Genomic DNA, 19,027 nt, shown 5'->3' on the forward strand with positions numbered 1-19,027 from the left:
CACCACGATGGTGGATTTAACCCAGGCCTTATATACCCTGAACCGGGCAGAAACCGACCGCGACATTGCATACAACAATGTATGGCAGGCACTGCTCCTTAAATCTGCCGCATTGGGTAATTATGATCTTTTTATAAACGAATTCTAATCTATACATCAATGAATCTAATACGTTTCGCACTTAGAAAACCGATATCCATCCTGGTATTGGTTGCCGGACTCTTCTTCTTTGGGATTGGTGCCATCAGCGACATCAAAGTGGATATCCTGCCAAAGATGAATTTACCGGTGATCTATATTGCGCACCCTTTTGGGGGCTATACCCCAACACAAATGGAGGCTTATTTTGGTAAGCAGTACATCAATATTCTGCTTTTTGCCAATGGGATCAAGAGCATCGAAACCAAAAACGTACAGGGTTTGATGCTGATGAAACTCACTTATTATGAGGGAACAAATATGGCGCAGGCAGCTTCGGAGCTCAGTGCGCTTTCCAACAGGGCACAGGCTATTTTCCCGCCAGGCTCACAGCCGCCTTTTATCATTCGTTTTGATGCCTCCTCCTTACCGGTTGGACAATTGGTGTTGAGTAGCCCGATCCGTTCTAATAACGAGCTGCAGGATATGGCTAATATTTATGTCCGTTCCTCTTTTACAGCCATCCCTGGTTTACTGGCTCCAGCACCTTTTGGTGGAAGTCCGCGTACAATAGAGATTAACGTAGACCCGAACCTAATGCGTTCGCACAACCTGACCGTAGACCAGGTGGTTGAGGCCATCCGGGTCAACAACCAGACTGCGCCTTCCGGAAACGTAAGGATTGGCAATAAAAATTACATTACACCCACTAATTATACCATTCAGAAAATTAAGGATTTTGAAAATATTCCTTTGTTTAAAGGCGGTGTACAGAATTTATACCTGAAAGATGTTGCCGTGGTTAAAGACGGAGCAGATGCTACAGCGGGCTATGCGCTGATTAATGGTAAACGTTCGGTATACATCAGCATTGCAAAATCGGGTGATGCGTCTACCTGGGATGTGGTGAAAAACCTGAAAAAGAACCTTCCTTTAATCCAGAATACACTGCCTGAGGATGTTAAATTGTCTTATGAATTTGATCAGAGTGTTTATGTGATCAATGCGGTAAAAAGTTTGATCAGTGAAGGGGCCATCGGGGCTATCCTGACGGGTTTAATGGTGTTGTTGTTCTTAGGTGACAAACGTGCGGCACTGATTGTTATTTTAACCATTCCAACCTCTATTATTGCGGGGGTATTGTTCCTCAAGCTCTTTGGCCAAACGATCAATATCATGTCGTTGAGTGGTCTGGCACTGGCTATTGGTATTTTGGTGGATGAGTCTACCGTAACAATTGAGAACATACACCAGCACTTTGATATGGGAAAACCCAAGGCATTGGCCATTTGGGATGCCTGTAAGGAGATTGCCTTTCCAAAATTACTCATCTTGTTGTGTATTCTGGCGGTATTTGCACCGGCTTTTACCATGAGCGGAATTCCGGGGGCATTATTTTTGCCTCTGGCTATGGCCATCGGTTTTTCTATGGTGGTTTCTTTCTTTTTATCTCAAACTTTTGTACCGATCATGGCCAACTGGCTGATGGTTGCACATCCGCATAAGGTAACCAAACATCCAAAAGGTGCAACCGAAGATGAGGCTGTTTTTCTGTCTACAGGTTTAACGCCAGAATCGGAGAAAGACACGCTAAATCAGAAAAAGCTTTTGGTGGAACGTGAAGACTTTAACAAAGATGGAAAGATCAGTTTATTTGAGCGGTTCAGAAACCGGTTTATGCGTTTCTTAAACCGGTTGATGCCACACCGTAAGCCTGTGGTGATCCTGTACCTTGTTCTGATTACTGGTCTGGCGGTGTTGCTGCTGAGTACGATAGGGAGGGATGTGCTTCCAAAGGTAAATTCCAGCCAGTTCCAGCTGCGGATGAAAGCACCGGATGGTACCCGTCTGGAGCGGACGGAAGAGAAAGCACAATTGATTCTTGGCGAACTGAAGAAAATGGTGGGGCCGGAACATATTGCCATTACTTCAGTATATGTTGGCCAGCACCCGGCTTTGTTCTCGGTGAACCCGATCTATTTATTTATGGCTGGTCCTCATGAGGCTGTTTTTCAGATTGGTTTGAAAGATTACCATACGGATATGGAAGAGTTTAAGGATAAATTACGGGAGCGGATCAAAAAGCTTTCACCAGAACTTAAACTTTCTTTTGAGCCGATAGAGTTAACGGATAAAGTACTTAGCCAGGGTTCTCCTACGCCGGTTGAGGTCAGAATTGCCGGTAAGAACAAAAAGGTGAATGAAGTTTATGCCAACAAGATTATGGCTGAATTGCAGAAAATAAAATACCTGAGGGATGTACAAATTGCACAGCCCATCAAGTATCCTTCAATGAATATCAATATAGACCGTGTACGGGCGGCACAACTGGGGGTTGACCTGAATGATATCTCTAAATCTCTGGTGGCTTCTACGTCATCTTCCCGTTATACAGACAAGAACGTTTGGATGGACGAGAAGATCGGCCTGACCTATAATGTGCAGGTACAGGTACCTTTTAACCAGATGAATTCCAAGGATGATATCGGGGAGATTCCTCTGCTGAGAAATGCAACCAGGCCGGTACTTTCGGATGTGGCGACCATCACTCCGGATACAACCTATGGAGAAAATGACAACGTTGGTGCAACGCCTTTTCTTTCGGTAACGGCCAATCTGAATAAAAAGGATCTTGGCTCTGCAACTAAAGATATTGAGAAAGCCATTAAGGCTGTGGGAGAACTTCCACGTGGCCTGATGATCCAGCCGGTAGGCTTAACCCAGGTGTTGAAGGAAACCTTGAGCAGTTTGCAGTCTGGCTTATTGGTGGCTATTGTGGTGATCTTTTTAATGCTGTCGGCTAACTTCCAGTCCTTTAAGGTTCCGTTGGTCATTCTGGCTACTGTACCTGCGGTGGTATTAGGCTCTCTGCTGTTGTTAACGGTAACGGGCTCTACACTGAATTTGCAGTCGTATATGGGAATCATCATGTCGGTCGGAGTGTCCATTGCCAATGCGGTCTTACTGATCACCAATGCGGAGCATTTAAGGAAACACAATGGCAATGCGCTGGAATCGGCAAAAGAAGCAGCCGCTTTAAGGCTGAGGCCAATCATCATGACCAGTGTGGCCATGGTGGCGGGGATGCTTCCAATGGCGATAGGACATGGAGAGGGAGGAGATCAGGTGTCTCCGCTGGGAAGAGCAGTAATTGGCGGATTGGTCGCTTCTACTTTTGCCGTGCTGGTGATCCTGCCCCTGGTATTTGCCTGGGTACAAGGTAAAGTGTCTACACAGTCCATTTCATTGGATCCGGAAGACGAAGAAAGTAAGCATTACATTAAAGGTTTAGCAGATTAATGGTAAGATATTTAAATTTGATACAAATGAAAACAAAGATATTTCAGGGTACACTGGTTGCAGGCAGCCTGGCCCTGGCTACAATATTGCATGGCTGTACGGCTTCAGCGAAGAAAGAAGAGGTGAAAACAGAGAAAGCAGCTCCTGTGGCGACTTTCAAACTGGAAAAGGAGAAATTGTCTACAGCACTTCGTCTGCCAGGCGAACTGAGCGCTTACCAGCAGGTAGACCTGTATGCCAAAGTGAGCAGTTTTGTGAAAACATTAAAAGCAGATATCGGCTCGCAGGTTACCCAGGGGCAACTGCTCATGACACTGGAAGCACCGGAGATGACTTCTCAGATTGCAGCTGCGCAATCTAAGCTGAAGGCTCAGGAAGCGGTTTATACAGCCAGCAAGGCAAATTATGACCGCTTGTTTGAAACCAGCAAAACACCTGGTACTATTTCCAAAAATGATCTGGACCAGGCCATAGCCAGAAAGAATTCAGATTATGCACAGTTTGAGGCAGCTAAAGCCGCTTTAAAAGAGGTAGGAGCAATCCAGAATTATCTGGAGATCCGTGCGCCGTTTAGCGGGATCATCACGGCAAGAAATGTAAACTTGGGAGCCTATGTTGGGCCTTCAGGAAAAGGATCGGAGTTTCCGTTGTTTACTTTGCAGGAGCAAAAGAAACTCCGTTTGGCCATTTCCATTCCGGAGGTGTATACAGGCTATCTTAAAGATGGGCACCAGGTTACTTTTACGGTTAAATCTCTTCCAAGCCAAACTTTTACGGCTGATGTGAAGCGTTTGGCAGGAGCACTGGATCTGCGTTTGCGTTCCGAAAAGGTAGAAATGGATGTGCTCAACAACGATAAAAAACTATTGCCAGGTATGGTGGCGGAGGTGAGTATCCCGCTTCCGGCTAATGCCAGTACCTTCACCGTTCCTAAAAAAGCATTACTCGATACGAGTGAAGGTCTCTTTGTGATCAAAGTAGTGAATGGCAAGACGGAAAAAGTAGCCGTTAAGAAAGGTCGTGAAACTGATGACAGAATAGAGGTTTTTGGAAATCTGAATGCCGGTGATGAATTTGTGACAGAACCGAGTGAAGAAATGCGTGACGGAACTGTAATAAAGTCTTAACTTTATACTAGTTTTTTTATCATCGTCATATGCCGGCCAGAAACCAGGAATTTTATAATGTATTGAAAAGCGAAACGCTGCAGGACTTTTACGACAGGCTTAAAATTAACCGGCCTGAAGTTGTGGTCCCAAGTTTGGGAATGGTGAACGACATTGGCCATTTTAATGTGTTTAAAAGATCGGTTTATTGTTCTGCCAATCCATCACCTTATAACCGGAGAGATTTTTACAAGATCTCTCTGATCATTGGTTGTGGTATACTTCATTTTCCAAATGAACGTATCGAGGTGAAAGGACGCGCGCTCTTGTTTACAAATCCGAATGTACCTTATTCCTGGGAGGGAACCTCTGAAACACAGGGTGGGTATTTTTGTCTTTTTACGGAGAATTTTATGCGTAAAAAGAACGAGAGTCTGAAAGAGTCCTTGTTGTGGAGGATTCATGGTTGTCCGCTGATCCGGATAGATGAACATCAGGAGAGTATATTTATGGAGCTCTTTTTAAAGATCATGGAGGAGATGAATGGGGAATATGTACATAAATATGACCTGATCCGTAACTATGTGAACCTGATTGTTCATGAGGCGATCAAAGTACAGCCTGCATCTACAGATATTAAACACAGCAATGCTTCGGTACGTCTGGCTTCGCTTTTTATGGAACTGCTGGAAAGGCAATTCCCGATCGGCTCCACAGATCATGTACTGGAATTGAAAACCGCACATGATTTTGCGGCTAAACTAGCGGTTCATGTGAACCATTTGAACCATGCGGTTAAAGAGGTGACCGGGAAAACAACCTCTGAGCATATTTCTAAAAGGATAGCGAACGAAGCCGTGGCCTTGTTGAAACATACGGAATGGAATGTTTCGCAGATTGCCTATTGTCTGGGATTTGAGTACCCTGCTAATTTTAATATCTTTTTTAGACGGCAAATGCAGGGAACGCCTAAATCTTTTAGGCAAGTTTTAACAGAATAAGCGTGTTTAAAAGCATTTAAAGCTTTGTAATTTCATTTTGACAAATGAATGATAGATTCTTACTGAAGAAGTATCTACATTTGTTTAACGGTGTTAAATTATTTACACCTCTATATAATTAATCATGGGAAGCAAAGAAAGAATCCAGCGTTTAAAAGAAGAGACCAGGAATAACATTCTGGATGCTGCGCTTCAGATTGCCCAGGAAGAAGGGTGGCAGGCTTTGAGTATGCGCAAAATTGCGGATGCTATTGAGTATACTGCGCCTATCATTTATGAATATTTTGCAAACAAAGAAGGCATTCTTTTAGAGCTGACCAGCAGAGGTTATATTCTGTTGGGGACAAAAGTAGAAGCGGCCAGAAATGCGTATGAACATCCAGCCGATCAAATGGAAGCGATGTGGATTGCCTACTGGGATTTTGCTTTTGAACACAAGGAATTTTATCAGATCATGTATGGTGTGGAAATGATTTGCTGTGAGGTTAAAAAAGCGTTGCCGGAAGCAGAACGGGTAAGCCGGATGTATGGTGATGTGATCAGACAGCTCATTACGAAGGTGGAACCTGATGAAGACCTGATTTGCAGAAAATATTACACGTTCTGGTCTATTGTGCATGGCCTGATCTCGATCAATCTTGTTCAGAAAGGAACTAATGAAGAGATGAACCAGCATATTTTAAGAGATGCCCTAAAAGGTATTATCCGGTTCATAAACGATTAAATCCTTTTTTTTTCCTCTCAATCTAACGCTGTTAAATCACTTATATCCGTTATAAATCTACATAATAATAAATATCATGAAATATCCCCCCATCTCCGCCCTATTATCTAACACTGTTAAATCGTCTAATAACGTTATGAAACCAATACTACTACTCTCTGTTTTATTTTTAATGGCTTGTTCAAGTAAGAACCCTCAGGTGGCTGCACCACCACCGCCTGCCTTACCTGTGGCCGCTGTTGTTTCCGGAACGGAAACAACCTTCCAGGAATACCCTGCCTCTATTGAAGGTACGGTAAATGTTGAAGTTCGCCCTCAGGTGAGCGGTACACTGGATAAAGTATTTGTGGATGAAGGCGCTTTTGTAACTGCCGGCCAGTCCATCTTTAAAATCAATGAACTGCCTTTCCGTGCAGCTTTAAACAACGCGCTTGCAGCCCAGCATTCTGCAGAAGCGGCGGTGATTAATGCCCAGCTGGAGGTAGAGCGTTTAACGCCGCTGGTACAAAACAAAGTGATCTCTGAATTTCAGTTAAAATCTGCTAAAGCGACTGCACTGGCTGCAAAAGCGAATGTGGAGCAGGCTAAAGCGAATGTTTCTACAGCCTCTATTAATCTGGGCTATACCTTAATTAAAGCTCCTGTAAGTGGTTATATTGGAAGACTGCTTAAAAAGCGTGGTAGTCTGGTGGGCCCAACAGATGTAGAAGCTTTAACTCAACTGTCTGATGTACATGATGTGCATGTGTATTTTTCCCTGGGTGAAAAGGACTTTGTGAACTTTAAGGAACAATATCCTGGCCAGACACTGAAAGATAAACTGAAACAATTGCCTGCGGTTACTTTACTGCTTGCCGACAATACCGAATATGCCAAACCTGGTAAGATCGATGTGATCGACGGTCAGTTTGACAAGAATACCGGTGCCATTACCATCAGAGCAAGCTTTCCAAATCCGGAAGGTCTGATCAGATCTGGGAATACTGGAAAGATCCGTCTGAGCCTGCAGCACAATGATGCACTGATCATTCCACAATCGGCTACTATTGATATGCAGGATAAAGTATTTGTATTTACCGTGGGTGACAGCAGTAAAGTGAAAAAACAAGCCATTACTATTGTTGGTAAAACTGGCGAAAATTATTTGGTTAAAGACGGCGTAAAAGCTGGCGACCAGATTGTGTTAAGCGGCATTGATAAACTACAGGAAGGCATGGTTATCCAGCCTCAAAATGCAGCAGATAAAGTAGCTGTTGCAAGAACAAAAAATTAATATAAAACTTAAAGTTTAAAAGTCATGTTTCAAAAATTTATAGAAAGGCCGGTACTTTCAACAGTGATCTCCATATTATTGGTGATCGTTGGTATACTTGCCTTAACAAAGCTGCCCTTAGAGCGCTTTCCTAATATCGCACCTCCGTCGGTATTGGTAACTGCTGTATACCCGGGTGCTAATGCCGAAACGATTTTACGTTCGGTGACTCCGTCATTGGAAGAGGCAATTAATGGTGTGGAGGACATGACATACATGACCTCTACAGCCAGTAATGATGGTACATTGGGTATCACGGTTTACTTTAAACAAGGTACGAACCCAGATCAGGCCGCTGTTAACGTGCAAAACCGTGTTTCACAAGCAACGAGCCAATTGCCTGCAGAGGTTGTACAATATGGTATAACGACGACTAAACAGCAAAATAGCTTTATTGGTGCGATAGGTATTTACTCAGAGGATCCAAAAAAATACGATGCAGTTTTTGTAAATAACTATGCTCAGATCAATATAATCCCCGAAATCAAACGTATCTCTGGTGTAGGTTCTGCCAGTGTATTTGGTGGTATTAAGGATTATTCAATGCGTATTTGGTTAAATCCAACTCAATTGGCAACCTACAAAATTACGCCTAATGAAGTCATCAGTGCTATTCAGGACAAAAACCTGGAGGCGGCACCAGGCAGGGTTGGAGAACGAAGTAATGAGGCATTTGAATATGTAATTAAATATAAAGGTAAGCTTACCAAACCGGAGGAATATCAAAATATCGCTATCCGTTCAAATTCAGATGGTTCTATATTACGTTTAAAAGATGTTGCACGTGTTGAACTCGGTGCTTATAGTTATAGTAGTGTAAACCGCTTAAACGGACACGATGGAATTACCATTGGTATCATACAATTATCGGGGTCAAATGCTAACGAAATCCAGATTTCCCTGGATAAACTAATGGAAAAACTTTCAAAGGATTTTCCTAAGGGAATCAAATACAATCAGTTTTATCGTACTAAAACCGATCTTGATGAATCCATCAATCAGGTGGAGCATACTTTAGTGGAAGCCTTTATACTGGTATTTATTGTCGTATTTATATTCCTTCAGGATTTCAGGTCTACCCTGATCCCGGCTATAGCAGTTCCGGTTGCTATTATTGGTACTTTCTTCTTCATGAATCTTTTTGGATTCTCTGTCAATCTTTTAACGCTGTTCGCCCTTGTATTGGCCATTGGTATTGTGGTGGACGATGCGATTGTGGTGGTGGAGGCGGTGCATGCCAAAATGGAAGATGACCCAACGCTTACTCCCAAAGCGGCAACTACCCAGGCCATGCATGAAATTACCGGGGCAATTATATCTATTACACTGGTCATGGCGGCGGTATTTTTACCGGTTAGTTTTATGACTGGCTCAACAGGTATATTTTACAAACAGTTTGCATTAACAATGGCTATAGCCATCATTATATCTGCTGTTAACGCCTTAACTTTAAGCCCTGCGCTAGCTGCCTTATTTTTAAAGAATAAACATGCAGCAGATGGTCACCATGTGCCTAAGAAAGGTTTTGTTGAGAAGTTTTATGCGGGCTTTAATGGTGGGTTTAATTACATGACCAAGAGATATATTGGCGGCTTAAAAATCCTTATCCGTAATAAATGGATTAGCATGGCCGGGCTTGCATTACTAGTTGCTGGAACAGTTTTCCTGGTTAGCAGAACAAAAACAGGTTTTATTCCTACAGAGGATCAGGGTTTTGTGGCTATTGCTGTTGCCAGTCCATCAGGAACTTCATTAAGCAATACCAACAAAATATTAAAACAAGCTGAAAAAGAGTTACGTGCTATGCCATCAGCAAGATTTGTGATGTCGCTGGCAGGTTATAACTTTTTAACGGCATCAAACAGCCCGTCGGCTGGTCAGATCTTTTTATTGTTAAAACCAAATGACCAAAGAGGGGCGGTAAAAAATATCGATGAAATACAAAATATAGTAAGGGCTAAAATGGCAGCCATATCTGCCGGTACTTTCTTTGTATTCAGTTTTCCAACCGTTCCAGGATTTAGTAACGTGGAGGCCATGAATGTGACCTTACAGGATAAGACTAATGGCAGGCTGGATAAATTTAGTGGTGTAGCTAATAACTTTATCGCAAAGTTAATGGCGAAACCGGCAATTGCTTATGCCTTTACTTCTTATAAAGCAGATTATCCTCAGTTACAGTTGGATGTTGATGACCAAAAAGCTGATCAGTTGGGTGTAAGTGTTAAAGACATTTTACAAACTATGCAGACTTATTTTGGTACTGCACAGGCATCAGACTTTAACCGTTTTGGTAAATACTACCGTGTGGTGGTTCAGGCTGATATTGCCGACAGAACCGATCCTGCAAGTATTGATCGTGTGTTTGTTAAAAACAAAGCGGGAGAAAGCGTGCCGATCAATACGCTTGTTAAATTAACCCGTGTTTATGGTTCAGAAACGGCTTCGCGTTATAACCTGTTTAACTCTATCGAGGTAAACGCTATTCCTAAACCAGGTTACAGCTCGGGTGATGCAATTAAGGCTATACAGGAAACGGCGAAGGAACAATTGCCAACTGGGTTTGCTTATGAATTCTCTGGGCAAACACGTGAGGAAATTTCTTCAGGAGGACAATCAACTGTGATATTTTTGCTTTGTCTGGTGTTTGTATATTTCTTGTTATCAGCACAATACGAAAGTTATATCCTGCCGTTGGCGGTAATACTTTCGATCCCTACAGGTGTATTTGGGGTGTTTGTGGTATTGGGTTTAACTGGTATCGAAAATAACATTTATGTACAGGTAGCGCTGATTATGCTTATTGGACTCTTGGCTAAAAACGCCATACTTATTGTGGAGTTTGCCGTCCAAAGGCGTAAGGCTGGACTTGGTTTGGTGGAAGCGGCTATAGAAGCAGCGAGATTAAGGATAAGACCGATCATTATGACATCACTGGCTTTTGTGTTCGGTTTATTCCCAATGAGTATTGCAACGGGTCCTTCAGCACAAGGTAATCACTCCATCAGTATAGGAGCTGCCGGGGGGATGGTGTCAGGTGTTGTGTTAGGATTATTCATTATCCCGGTATTGTTTGTGATCTTCCAGCATTTGCAGGAGCGGTTTACTGGCTTGCCTGTAGCGGTATTGAACCGTGAGGACCAGAATGAAAATGAAACAGCCAGGGAAACTGAAAAGCTGGAACTGCATAATAATTAACAATTAGAAAAATGAAACGATATATAAATCCATATGCTTTTTTATTACTGGTCGTCTTTTTAAGCGCCTGTAAAGTATCAAAGGATATTCCGGCACCCAAATCAGCTACCCCCGAGGCTTTCAGGGGGGCTGCTTTAACAGCAGATACTTCCAGTATTGGTGCTGTTCCTTTGAAACAGTTTATTGCGGAAGCAGAGCTGCGTAAATTGATTGATACTGCTTTGCTGCGGAACTACGACCTGCAGATTGCCGTGAAGAATATTGAGGCCTCAGAATTGCTGTTTAAACAGTCGAAACTAGGCAATATCCCTTCGCTTAATTTGCAGATTACGGGAAGTTCCAACCGACCTTCAGACAATAGTCTGAATGGTTTAAGTACCAGCCAGTTTTTAGGAACCAGCCATATTGAAGATTACAATGCCAATCTGGGTTTGAGCTGGGAAGCGGATATCTGGGGAAAGATCAGGAGTCAAAAGCAAGGTGCTTTTGCGACCTATCTGCAAAGCAGGGAAGCTAAGAAGGCGGTACAAACCCGTTTGGTTGCTAATGTAGCCCAGGGCTATTACAATTTACTCATGATGGATGCCCAATTGCAGGTGGCTAAAAAGAACCTGGCTTTAAATGATAGTACACTTCGGATCATTCATATGCAGTTTGATGCCGGCCAAGTGACATCTCTGGCCATCCAGCAGGCAGAAGCGCAGCAGATGGTAGCGGCACAACTGGTTCCGCAACTGGAACAAAGCGTAGGCGTACAGGAAAATGCATTACGTATTTTAACTGGTCAGCTGCCTTCGGCTGTAGAGCGTCAGGCTAATTTAGACCAAATGGTGGTGCCTGAATCTTTATCTGCGGGTGTACCTTCGGATATGGTAAGCCGCAGGCCTGATGTAAAAACATCGGAACTGGCCCTGGCGATAGCCAATGCGAAAGTTGGTGTAACGAAAGCCAGTATGTATCCTTCTCTGAGCATTACGGCCAGTGGTGGCTTGAATTCTTTTAAAGCCAGCAATTGGTTTAATGTTCCGGCTTCTTTATTTGGCCTGGTTTCAGGTGGGATTACGCAGCCGATCTTTCAACGTAAAGAGCTGAAAACCCAGTTTGAGGTAGCTAAAGTAGAGCGGGAGAAAGCAGTGCTTCAATTTAGGCAATCGGTATTGAATGCGGTTGGTGAGGTATCTGATGAACTGATCAAACAGGAAAAATTGAAACAGCAGTATACGATAGCCAGCAGCCGGGTGCAGACTTTGCAGAAAGCGGTAAAGAATGCGAACTTGCTATTTAGAAATGGTATGGCTAATTACCTGGAAGTAATTACTGCGCAGGGAAATTTGTTGCAAAGTGAACTGGATATGGCTACGCTTAAGGCGGCAAGATTGAATTCTATGGTTGAGCTTTACCGTTCGCTGGGCGGAGGCTGGAATTAGAGGGAAAAATGTTTTGAATAAAATGACTGCATATTCTCGCTGAAGAAGCTCGAAGACGCCAGGTTATTTTATTCAAAAGCATTTTTTGAGAGGTCATCCGGTAGGGTGGCCTTTTTTTGTTGACGAAGAGGTTCAAAGATGCCAGTTTTTTTCAAATGAATTTGTTTTCCCGGGCAATTTCAGTGGATTGAAAATGGAGATTTTCGCATATCAATGGTTTGCTGAATTCACTATTTTGGGCGTGATATTTCAGACATAAAAAAATTTTCATGACTGAAATTTAGGTAAACAATAATAATAATAAAATAAAGCAAGCAGCCAGGATTGGTGCTTGCTTTATAAAAAATAACATTCAGAAATTTCCCCCGCGATTTTGTCCGTTTAACCTTGTTTTTTCTTCGTGCCAGAGCCTTCGTTCTGCATCTTTACCTCAAAAGAGTGATAATTTTAAGTATACGAATAATGATAAAAGTATTAAGCGGGAGCCTGTTGTTCTTTGTCCTGGTTTCTGTTTCAATGAAGTCTTATAGCCAAACTGGTAACCCTGCAGCAGATAAAAAGAAAATAGCAGATTCTTTAAAGATGGCCGCTTTGAGAGAAATAGCCTTGCGTTATCCTCTGTTGCGTCAGGGAGGAATTTCTACGGAGTTTGCGGGCAAACAGGATTTGAAGTCTGATTTATATGGCAACAGAGTTCTGGAGAGTAAAGTTCAGATTTCAAGGATCAGGGCCTACGTTAACATTCCTGTAGCGGAGATCGGAAAAAATCTCATTTCTTCTTCTCTGGGACTGGTGCAACAAAAAATATCTTTTAGTGATATCAATGGTCAGCCCAGTATGGTTCAGGGTGCTAAAATGGTTCTCAAAGAGCATACATTTAATTTCAGGCTTGGCGTAACCAGGGCAAGTACTTTGTTTGATAAGCCTGTGGTTTATAGTGTGAGTGCACTTGCGATTACAAATGAACACTTTTCTTATATCCGAATGAACTATATGGGACTTGCTGCACTGACCCTTAAAAGAACGGCTGACCGGTCTTCCTCTGTCGGCGTGGTCGTTGTTGTTGATCCTTCGGCCCCTTTGCCGATATTGCCGTATTATAATGCCTGGCGTAAATTCAGCAACAGCCTTGAATTATTCGTAGATCTGCCATCAAGGATTAACATCAGGAAACAATTGTCTGAAAAGTCTTTTCTTTCTTTTGGAACGGAAATGACCGGAACACTTGCGTTTCTGAATTTGAATGTCCCTGCATTGCCTCAGCAGAATATTTTCACTACGCTTGATCTAAAAACCGGTCCTGCCTATGAGTATAGGTTGTCAAAGTATGTGGTTCTAGGGGCTAGTGGTGGTTTGCTCAGTCCATTGCAGTCGCGGGTATTTGAGAAGAGTGCGCCGAGTAAAGATTATTTTATAGAGAATAAGCTTAAGGCTGCGCCTTATGTGAATTTTAGTATTTCTGTTTTGCCATTTCTTAAAGCATTGTAGCCATTTCTTTTTGAAATTCCAGTAATTTTTTCTTTAAGTAGTTAAGTCTTGTTGCTGTACAGTTTTTTTGGTGAAATTTAACCCTGAATTATGTTTTACTGAAAATTAAAATCTGTATATATGCATAATGGTTACTTACTGGTGGCATTTCAAGATTTGGCTATAGATGGAAAGCAAAACAGATTGTAAAATGCAGTGGAATGGCATAAAGGAGGGGAATATCAGTTCCCTTTTTCGGCTTTATGAACTGCTTTTTACTCATTTGCTGAATTTTGGGATTAAATATTCTGCTGATGTGGACTTATCGAGGGATTTGGTGAACGAAATGTTTATGGAAATATGGGATAAACACCATACCCTTCCGGAAGTGGAGAATGTTCAGTCTTATTTGCTGAGTTATGTCAAAAGAAAGGTAGCCAGGCATTATTATCATGATGAATTGCGGCAAAAGGCAATTCACACACAACAAGATGAACTACATGAACTTTCCTACGAAGAGTTTATCGTGAATATCCAGTCGGAGCAACACCTGCGTTCCAGACTGAAAACTGCACTTCAAAAATTAACCCCTAAGCAGAAGGAACTCGTTCAGCTCAAATTTTTTGATGACCTCTCTTATGTTGAAATTGCTGAGCGTGCTTCTCTTACGGTTAAAACGGCTTATAACACAATTTATGATGCTTTGAAGATCTTGAAAAAGGAGATGAAATAGGTTTGTGTTTTTTTAAGATAAAGACTGTGTTAAATTAATTTTATTTTTTTTGAAATTTTCTTAGGAAAAAATCCGGATTGCTGCACTATTAGATTAAACAGGCAAAACAATGGATTACAACCAATATACATCTGTAGATTTTCTTACTGATGAAAGCTTTCTGAGCTATTGTGCCGGCAATGATGAAGAACATGTCAAATTTTGGCAAAATTATACAACAGAACACCCTGAAAAAGAACAGGAGCTGAGTGAAGCTATGCTTATGTATAAGCAATTGAGTGGCCATAAACGTCCTGTTGAAACAGAACTTGCCAACTTTAAGCAATTGATACAGACCAGACTTAGTGTTTTGGAACAGCCAGTTCCAGAACTCAGTGAAAGTTATGTGAGTGGTAGCGGTCAATTTAAAATGTACAAGATGGCCGCTCTTGTGATGCTTGTGGTATTGATCGGTAGCTTTTTTGTATGGAAGAGATCCAGTCCTTCCAATTCTCTAAATGCTGAGCAGGCAACGCTGTTAAGTAAAAATGTTTTTACGACAGAAAAGGCCCAGAGAAAGAAGATCACGTTTGAAGATGGAACAACTGTTTCGTTAAATGCGGATACGAAGATCAGCTTAAGGAAAGGCTATAATAAAAATACCCGTGAGGTTGATCTTATTGGAGAAGCCTTCTTCGAGGTGGAACACAATCCTGCCGTACCTTTTATTGTACATACGGCTAAATTGGATGTTAAGGTGCTTGGAACTAAATTTAATGTAAGTGCCTATCCGGATGAGCGCCGTACAGAGGCTTCTTTGATTATAGGAAGTATACAGGCCAGTCTGAACGATAAAAGTCATCGTCATTTTGTTCTGAAACCGAGTGAAAAGATTACGGTGGAGGAAGATCAGATGGCTACAGCTAAACAGGTACTGGCAAAAGACATCCCTAAGGTTTTGGTGAGCAATGTACATTTGACCAACAGGAATGTTGTGGTAGAAACAGCCTGGGTGAATAACGGACTGGAAATTAATAACGAAACTTTTATAGAGCTTCAGCAGAAACTGGAACGCGAGTATGGGGTTACCCTGGCCTTCAAAGATGACGAAGTTAAAAAATATAAATTTACCGCAACCCTTAAAAATGAACCGATAAACGAAGTACTAAAAGCAATGCAAACCGTAAACTATTTTAATTATAAGATCAAAGGAAATACTGTTCAGCTTTCAAAATAAAAACCGGTTCGGTGCTCCAACACCCAACCGGTAATTATTGATAGTTAACATTTTAGAGGAGGCTACTTTTGAGCGGCAGGTCTCCTCTGTTTTTGGCTGTGAAACCAATTTTCAAATATATGACAAATAAACTATTACTCAAATGGGGACTTAACCGGCCCGTTCTAAAACTAATTTTGTATATGAAGTTAACTTTTACCATTGTTTTACTTCTCTGTATGCAGGTTTCGGCCAAAGTCCTTTCCCAGGAAAAGATCAGTATTACAGTGCAGAACGAAAAGATTGATAAGATCTTGAAAATGATTGAGAAGCAAAGCCGATATCATTTTATATACAGTACAAATTATCTGAACACGGACAGAAAGGTGAACCTGGATGTTGCCGACGCGGATCTGAAGGTAGTGTTGGAGAAACTGTTTACAAACGAGGTATTAAAGTACACGGTTACGAGTAAAGGTCTGGTGATGCTTTCTACGCAAGGGGAGAATGTAAATGATATCATTGTAAAAGGAAAAATTACGGATAAAGCTGGCCCGGTGCCGGGAGCAACGATTAGTTTAAAATCGGACAGAGGAGTTGGTACTTCTTCAGATGCTGCGGGTAATTTTACCCTTAGAGTGCCTAATGATGGTGTTTTGGTGGTTCGTTCTGTTGGTTACTTAACCAAGGAAGTTCCGGTTTCGGGGAGAACGGTGATTAATGTGCAGCTGGAGGAGGAAAATAGTAATTTGAATGAGGTGGTGGTTGTAGGCTATTCTTCGAAAAAACAGAGCGAATTGTCCAGTTCTGTAACGGTATTGAATGCAGAGCAGCTGAAAGGTGTAGCTTCGAATGATGTGATGAGCATGATCCAGGGAAAGGCACCTGGCGTTACAGTTTCTTCGGCATCGGGGGATCCAACTGAAGCACCAAAAGTTTTGGTCAGAGGTGTAAGTAGTATTAACGGGGGAACTGCACCGCTGGTGGTTGTAGATGGAAATATTGTAGGTGCATATGGGGCCTCTAACGCAACCTATAGCCCAGCTGATGTAGAATCGGTAACCATTTTAAAAGATGCGGCAGCAACAGGGTTGTATGGCTCCAGGGCAGGAAGTGGGGTGATCATCATTACGACCAAGACAGGTAAAGCAGGTGAAACCAAAATTGACATCAGCTCTACTGTAGGTTTTAATAAGCCCAATATGGGGAATTTTAAGCTGATGAATACCCAGCAGTTGTATGATTATCAGAAAACTTTCACCAATCCCAATCCGGCAGTTCTGAATACGAATACGAATTGGTGGGATCTTGCTACCCAGACAGGTTTGACACAGAATTATGTGCTTTCTGCTTCAGGAGGTACCGAGAAATCTAAATTTTATATCTCTGGTAATTATTATAAAGAAGAGGGTACAGTGGTGAAAAACGACAAGACGGCTTATAGCCTTCGTGCAAACCTTTCTTCTCAGCTTACCCAGCGCTTAAAGTTAAGCGTATTATTGAATACAATTTATACCAAAGACAATTATCAAACCAGTAGCACCCTGCGTGATGCTTATTTGAATTTACCTTTTGATCCGGCTTTTAATGCCGATGGAACTCCTACTGACGGAAGAACAACGCTCAACTGGCTGGGAAGAGACAAGGAGAATTTTCTGCAGTCTATCCAATATAACTTTTCCAATGGAAGAAGTTTAAATGTAAACGGGGATGTAAATCTGGACTATACCATAAGTAAACATCTGAGTTTTGCTTCCTATAACCGAGCTAATTTCTTTAATGATTTTTACGTTGATTATTATGATAAAAGAACAAAACAAGGGGGCGCGAATAACGGAGAACTCTATAATCAGACTTCTTATACCAACAGGCTGCTTTCTTCTAACCGTTTAAAATATGAAAACAGTTTCGGACAGCATAATTTAAGCGTTTTAGCCGTTGGGGAAGTAGAAAAATCACATTTTGACAATGCTTTACTCAATGGAAAGAACCTACCTCCTGGTAGACCGGTGATGTCTACGGCTACTGACATTGTAAGTAATCCGAGCGGGGGAACAAATGACTATAATTTTAGCAAATACCTTTCGCAGGCGGAATATAATTACGCAGGCAAATACTTTGCCGTAGCGTCATTTGTACATGAGAATTCTTCGCGCTTTGGCCGTGATAAAAGCGGAGGTAATTTCTATCAGTTAGGGGCTTCCTGGATTTTATCGAATGAAGAATTTCTTAAGAATATGGGGCCTGTGAACTTTTTGAAATTGCGGGCGAGTTATGGTACCACAGGTAATGCTGAAATTGGGGATTACCCTTCATTGGGCTTGTATCTGGTAGACGCATCGGCAAGTTATGGGGGAACACCGGGTGCAAAACCCTCACAAAGAGCCAATCCGAACCTGACCTGGGAAAAACAGAAAACCACCAATATCGGCGTTGATTTTGGTTTGTTTAAACGGATTGATGTTACGGTCGATGTATACGATAAACGGTCTGATGCCTTATTGTTCCAGATTCCGCTGCCAAGTACGAGCGGATATAGTTACTATTTTGATAACGTAGGTGCCTTGAAGAACAGGGGAATAGAATTCAGCATTAATTCAAGGAACCTGACTGGGCAGTTTAAGTGGGAAACAAGTTACAATATGGCCTTTAATCAAAACCGCATATTAGCCTTAAATGAGGGGAAAGATGCAATAGCACCCGATGCGAGTAAACCAGGAGCCATTGGCCATGATATTTATGATTGGAAAATGCCGATCTGGGCAGGTGTAGATCCGAATAATGGAGATCCGTTATGGGAAAAGATCATCACCGATGCTGATGGTAAACAATACACGGCCTTAACCAATACCTACAGTCAGGCCACCAGGCAATATACAGGGACTTCTGCTTCTCCTAAATTTACTGGCGGTATTACCAACACCTTTTCTTACAAGGGTTTTTCTTTAAGCGCCTTTTTCAATTTTGTATATGGTAATGAAGTATATAACGCCAGCCGTGCTCTTTTTGACAGTGACGGTTTGTATGAGAGTTATAATGCGATGGTCCTGAAATCCGGATGGAGCAGGTGGGAAAAGGTAGGCGATATCGCTACGCACCCAAAACCTGTTCTGGGGGGTAACCATGATTCTAACCAGAGTTCTTCCAGATATCTGGAAGATGGAAGTTATATCCGTTTGCGGAATGTGACGCTGGGTTACGAAATCCCAACTCAATGGTTGTCAAAGTTGAAGATCAAAAACGCCAAAGTTTTTGTCAGCGGCGATAATTTATGGACAGGTACAAAATTCTCAGGTGTTGATCCGGAGGTAGATTTTAGTGATGCTGCGGGTAATTTCAAATATCCTATCAGCAGGAAAATATTATTTGGTATCAATATCGGGTTATAAAAATTGGAGGACACAATGAAATTAAAATATATAAAAT

Annotated in this window: 11 protein-coding genes; all 11 read left to right on the top strand. The window is 42.0% G+C overall.

Going from position 1 to position 19,027, the window contains the following annotated elements:
- The first annotated feature begins 159 nt into the window (after positions 1-159).
- Positions 160-3,438, top strand: coding sequence for an efflux RND transporter permease subunit (locus DBR11_RS14285; protein ID WP_108553340.1), 3,279 nt, complete (start codon positions 160-162; stop codon positions 3,436-3,438).
- 26 nt (positions 3,439-3,464) lie between these two features.
- On the top strand, positions 3,465-4,565 hold the full coding sequence (locus tag DBR11_RS14290) for an efflux RND transporter periplasmic adaptor subunit (protein WP_108553350.1): 1,101 nt from the start codon (positions 3,465-3,467) through the stop codon (positions 4,563-4,565).
- Between the two features lie 29 nt (positions 4,566-4,594).
- Entirely contained in the window at positions 4,595-5,545 is a 951-nt protein-coding gene (locus DBR11_RS14295) for an AraC family transcriptional regulator (protein ID WP_108553341.1), read from the top strand.
- Positions 5,546-5,669: 124 nt separating this feature from the next.
- Positions 5,670-6,269: a TetR/AcrR family transcriptional regulator gene (locus DBR11_RS14300; RefSeq protein ID WP_108553342.1), complete on the top strand. Its 600-nt coding sequence runs from the start codon at positions 5,670-5,672 to the stop codon at positions 6,267-6,269.
- A 136-nt stretch (positions 6,270-6,405) separates the two neighbouring features.
- The gene (locus tag DBR11_RS14305; RefSeq protein WP_108553343.1) at positions 6,406-7,542 is read left to right on the top strand and encodes an efflux RND transporter periplasmic adaptor subunit; all 1,137 of its coding nucleotides are present in this window, start codon (positions 6,406-6,408) and stop codon (positions 7,540-7,542) included.
- A gap of 24 nt (positions 7,543-7,566) precedes the next feature.
- Positions 7,567-10,779 carry an efflux RND transporter permease subunit gene (locus tag DBR11_RS14310; RefSeq protein ID WP_108553344.1) on the top strand — a complete coding sequence of 1,071 codons (3,213 nt, stop codon included), beginning with the start codon at positions 7,567-7,569 and terminating at the stop codon, positions 10,777-10,779.
- Positions 10,780-10,790: 11 nt separating this feature from the next.
- Entirely contained in the window at positions 10,791-12,206 is a 1,416-nt protein-coding gene (locus DBR11_RS14315; RefSeq protein WP_108553345.1) for an efflux transporter outer membrane subunit, read from the top strand.
- 462 nt (positions 12,207-12,668) lie between these two features.
- Positions 12,669-13,694 (top strand): DUF6268 family outer membrane beta-barrel protein, encoded by a 1,026-nt coding sequence (locus DBR11_RS14320; protein WP_108553346.1) that lies wholly within the window; start codon positions 12,669-12,671, stop codon positions 13,692-13,694.
- Positions 13,695-13,860: 166 nt separating this feature from the next.
- Complete coding sequence (locus DBR11_RS14325) at positions 13,861-14,406, top strand: RNA polymerase sigma factor (RefSeq protein WP_108553347.1); 546 nt, start codon at positions 13,861-13,863, stop codon at positions 14,404-14,406.
- A 109-nt stretch (positions 14,407-14,515) separates the two neighbouring features.
- Complete coding sequence (locus DBR11_RS14330) at positions 14,516-15,622, top strand: FecR family protein (RefSeq protein ID WP_108553348.1); 1,107 nt, start codon at positions 14,516-14,518, stop codon at positions 15,620-15,622.
- Positions 15,623-15,804: 182 nt separating this feature from the next.
- Complete coding sequence (locus tag DBR11_RS14335) at positions 15,805-18,990, top strand: TonB-dependent receptor (RefSeq protein ID WP_158275293.1); 3,186 nt, start codon at positions 15,805-15,807, stop codon at positions 18,988-18,990.
- The last annotated feature ends 37 nt before the right edge of the window (positions 18,991-19,027 follow it).

The organism is Pedobacter sp. HMWF019, from assembly GCF_003061025.1.
Taxonomy (GTDB): Bacteria; Bacteroidota; Bacteroidia; order Sphingobacteriales; family Sphingobacteriaceae; genus Pedobacter.